The sequence below is a fragment of the Pirellulales bacterium genome (genome assembly GCA_036490175.1).
Taxonomy (GTDB): domain Bacteria; phylum Planctomycetota; class Planctomycetia; order Pirellulales; family JACPPG01; genus JACPPG01.
Genome location: DASXEJ010000163.1, coordinates 1 through 2197 on the forward strand (window position 1 = coordinate 1; position 2197 = coordinate 2197).

A 2197-nucleotide genomic window follows, 5' to 3' on the forward strand; every position below is an offset into this window, starting at 1 on the left:
CGCACGAGCAACGGTTGCCGCAACGTGGTGCTGGTGCGGGCCGACGTGGCCGGCCGAGCCTTGAACCTGTGGTAACGCACGTCGAAGACACGGACCGGCAGGCTGCGGTCAGCCAATTGCAGGCGGTGGTCGACTTGTTTCTGGCGCTCGAACCGCCGACCGCTTTGCTGGGCGACTTGAACGCCGCGCACGGCGAACCGCAACTGCGGCGGCTGCTGGCCACCCCCGGCGTCTCCGACCCGCTCGCCAAACTGCCACATACCGACGGGCGCATCGACTGGATCATCACCCGCGGCCTGGAGTGTACCGATTGCGGCCTGGAGCCGGCCGGCGCCTCCGATCATCCGCATTACTGGGTCGAGTGCAGACTGGTAAGATAATGATGAAGTAGGAATGATGAATGGAAGAGGACATTACGATGGCCGGCTGACACTTTAGGATTTTGCTTTTTCTTCTATTCATCATTCATCATTCCTACTTCCGCATTCTTCCCATGAAACGTTTCTCTGCTCAGAAAATCTACGTCGCCTGCGTGCTGATCGGCTGCGCGCTGCTGGTCGGCTACGTACTGCTGTTCGAGGGCCGCGACGATCTGCTCAAGGCGCAGAATAGCCGCAGCCCGCGGACGCTGGCCCAGATTCCTTTCGATGGCACGGCGGCCATGAAGGATCTGACGGCGATGTGCGACCTGGGGCCTCGGCCCAGCGGTTCGGCGGCGATGAAGAAGCAGCAGGAGATGCTCGTCGAGCATTTCCAGCGCCAGGGTGCGACGGTCGAGCGGCAGGAGTTCACGGCCCGCGATCCCAAGAGCGGCGCGATGGTGCCGCTGGCCAATCTGATTGTACACTGGCATCCGGACCGCCGCGATCGCGTAATGGTTTCGGCGCATTACGACACGCGGCCGTTTCCCGATCGCGATGCCAGCAACCCGCGCGGCCGATTCGTCGGCGCCAACGACGGCGGCAGCGGCGTGGCCGTGCTGATGGAACTGGGCCGCTTTATGCCCAAGCTGCCCGGCGCCTACGGGGTGGACTTCGTGCTGTTCGACGGCGAGGAACTGGTCTACGCCGAAGGGGACGAGTACTTTTTAGGCTCGAAGTATTTTGCCCGGCAATATGTGAATCAGCCGCCGGCGCAGCGCTATCGCATGGGGCTGCTGCTCGACATGGTGGGCGACGCGCAACTGCGCTGCTTTTATGAACCCAACAGTATGCGTTACGCGCCCACCGTGACGCGCGCCGTGTGGGACACGGCGCGGCGATTGGGCGTGTATGAGCTGGTGCCGCAGATGGCCAACATGGCCGTCAGCGACGACCACATACCGCTCAACGAGATCGCGCACATTCCCACTTGCGATCTCATCGACTTCGATTATCCGTATTGGCACACGCAGAACGACTTGCCGGCCAATTGCTCGGCCTTGAGCCTCGCCAAGATCGGCTGGGTCGTCCACGAATGGCTGAAGACAGCCGTGCGGGCACGGTAGGCATACGGAGCTAGCGGCAAAAAGCTTCCGAAAGTGTGCTTTGCTCCTGGACGTGGGCGTACGCGAAATGACCGGCGAAGAGTTTATTAAACGGATTCGGGTTGCCGTTTACGAGCCGTCAATCGATGGAACGATTACGTTGCTCAAAGAACCACCGGGGCGCCGGCCGTCGCCACAATTGAGTGCCGAATCCAAATGGTTTAACGGACTCACCGCTTCCGACAAGGAACATCTTCGCGCGGCTATCGAATTGGCAGCGCGCGGAGCCATATTCGGAATGCTAGCGGTGCTGGACGGGGTCACACCGATTCGGGAGAGCGGAGAGGAGGCCGGCTCGTTTGAGTTGCGGTATACCACTAGCACCACGTCCGACTTGCTAAACGACCCGGCGCGAGAATTCTTGCACGACCTGTTTGTCGCTGAGATTCCACCATCATAGCCCGGTAGGTCACGCACCCCCGGCGTGATATCTTCGGCTTGCGCCGCGGAGGCCGATCGACAGTCTCGCTCCGTTCGCCACGCACAGGGTGCGTGACCTACCGCCGCTCGCCAGCCCGCTCGATCTAAACCAGCGGGGATCTGCGTCCCATCACCAACGAGACGATGAACAGGACGATGAATACAAAGAACAGGATCCGGGCGGCTTCCATCGCCGTGCCTTCCAGTCCCCACATCCCGAGAGCACCCGCCACGAGCGCAATCACCAGACAA

General features: G+C 61.4%; 4 protein-coding genes. 3 read left to right on the forward strand and 1 reads right to left on the reverse strand.

What is annotated here, in order from left to right; all coding sequences use genetic code 11:
- From VGG64_12540 to VGG64_12550, 3 genes are all read left to right on the forward strand, one after another.
- Positions 1–380: endonuclease/exonuclease/phosphatase family protein (locus VGG64_12540; protein ID HEY1600426.1), on the forward strand; the 380-nt coding region annotated here is incomplete at its 5' end.
- Positions 381–493: 113 nt separating this feature from the next.
- Positions 494–1486 carry a M28 family peptidase gene (locus VGG64_12545; protein ID HEY1600427.1) on the forward strand — a complete coding sequence of 331 codons (993 nt, stop codon included), beginning with the start codon at positions 494–496 and terminating at the stop codon, positions 1484–1486.
- A gap of 40 nt (positions 1487–1526) precedes the next feature.
- Entirely contained in the window at positions 1527–1925 is a 399-nt protein-coding gene (locus VGG64_12550) for a hypothetical protein (protein HEY1600428.1), read from the forward strand.
- A 124-nt stretch (positions 1926–2049) separates the two neighbouring features.
- Here VGG64_12550 and VGG64_12555 read toward each other — a convergent pair whose 3' ends face one another.
- The gene (locus tag VGG64_12555; GenBank protein ID HEY1600429.1) at positions 2050–2193 is read right to left on the reverse strand and encodes a DUF1328 domain-containing protein; all 144 of its coding nucleotides are present in this window, start codon (positions 2191–2193) and stop codon (positions 2050–2052) included.
- Between the last annotated feature and the right edge of the window lie 4 nt (positions 2194–2197).

Excerpts from the sequence above, each read along its gene's own strand:
- VGG64_12545 (HEY1600427.1), top strand. The coding sequence starts at position 494 with ATGAAACGTTTCTCTGCTCAGAAAATCTACGTCGCCTGCGTGCTGATC.